Source organism: Streptomyces sp. UH6, assembly GCF_013421635.1.
Classification (GTDB): domain Bacteria; phylum Actinomycetota; class Actinomycetes; order Streptomycetales; family Streptomycetaceae; genus Streptomyces; species Streptomyces abyssomicinicus.
Genome location: NZ_JACADT010001388.1, coordinates 1 through 1,109, shown reverse-complemented (window position 1 = coordinate 1,109; position 1,109 = coordinate 1). Strand labels below are relative to the sequence as shown.

Below are 1,109 nucleotides of genomic sequence, written 5' to 3'. Positions count from 1 at the left end.
TGGGCGCAGCGGAGAACCGGCGGTGGGGGCGGACGGCAGGCCGCCCGCCGGAGGGTCGGCGGCTCAGCGCCCGCCGAAGAGCGAGCGGGTCAGCCGGCGCAGCGGCGCGAAGAGCGACACCCGCTGGACCCGGTGTCCCTTGCCACGCTCCCGCGGCACGTCACGCGCCGTGAGCTCGCGCATCAGCGAGGTGGCCTCCACCGTCTCGCGCTGCGGTATCGCGGGGCCCGAAAGCACCGACAGATGGCGGTCGAGGCGCGAACTGCTCGCGCTGCTTCCGCAGGTGATCGCAGGGACTCGCGCCCTGTTACGCATCGTTATCTGTTCCATGACACTCCCCACCCGTACGAGTCCACCCGGCCCGGGCAGGGCAACCCTATCGCCCTTGGTGGGGGATGGCGCATCTCGATCACAGAATTCACCTTTTCCGCAAGACGGTTGACAACTCCTCACCCGATGCATGAGGTTTCAGGGCGAGTTGGACAACCGGCACAGCGGCCGGCCGGACCTCGCCACCAGGATCGCAGGTCACCGCGGGTGACGCCCGTCGCGCATCCCCCGCCCCGCGGGCGGGCAGAACACCGGGGAGGCCACGCCCCGGCAGTCCCCGTACCCCCGTGGAACGTTCCGAAAAGCGTTCCCGGGGTGAACCGGTCACCCGGTCCTGGAGAGAAGAGGTGAGCCATGACGGAGGAACCGGACGCGGAACGCCTCGTCTCCGGCCGTTACCGCCTGCTGTCCCCGCTCGGCAGCGGCGGCATGGGCACCGTGTGGCGGGCCCGCGACGAGGTGCTGCGCCGCGAGGTGGCCGTCAAGGAGGTCCGCGCGCCGGCCGGACTGCCGGACGACGAGGTCGAGCGCATGTACGCCCGGCTGGAGCGGGAGGCCTGGGCGGCGGCCCGCATCTCGCACCGCTCGGTGGTCACGGTCTACGACGTGGTCACCGACGGCGGGCGCCCCTGGATCGTGATGGAGCTCGTCCGCGGCCTGTCACTGTCCGACGTGCTGGAGGCCGAGGGCGCGCTGCCCCCCGCCCGCGCGGCTGCCGTCGGGGCGGACGTGCTGGCGGCGCTGCGGGCCGCGCACGAGGTGGGGGTGCTGCACCGGGA

Annotated in this window: 2 protein-coding genes; one reads left to right on the top strand and one right to left on the bottom strand. The window is 72.7% G+C overall.

The features are described from left to right. Positions 1 to 63: 63 nt before the first annotated feature. Positions 64 to 330, bottom strand: a complete 267-nt coding sequence (locus HW445_RS32075) for a hypothetical protein (protein ID WP_151774660.1) — start codon at positions 328 to 330, stop codon at positions 64 to 66. A gap of 354 nt (positions 331 to 684) precedes the next feature. On the opposite strand from HW445_RS32075, the gene HW445_RS32070 reads away from it, so the two are divergent. After that, positions 685 to 1,109 (top strand): protein kinase (locus tag HW445_RS32070; protein WP_180224266.1); only part of this gene is annotated, 425 nt, incomplete at its 3' end.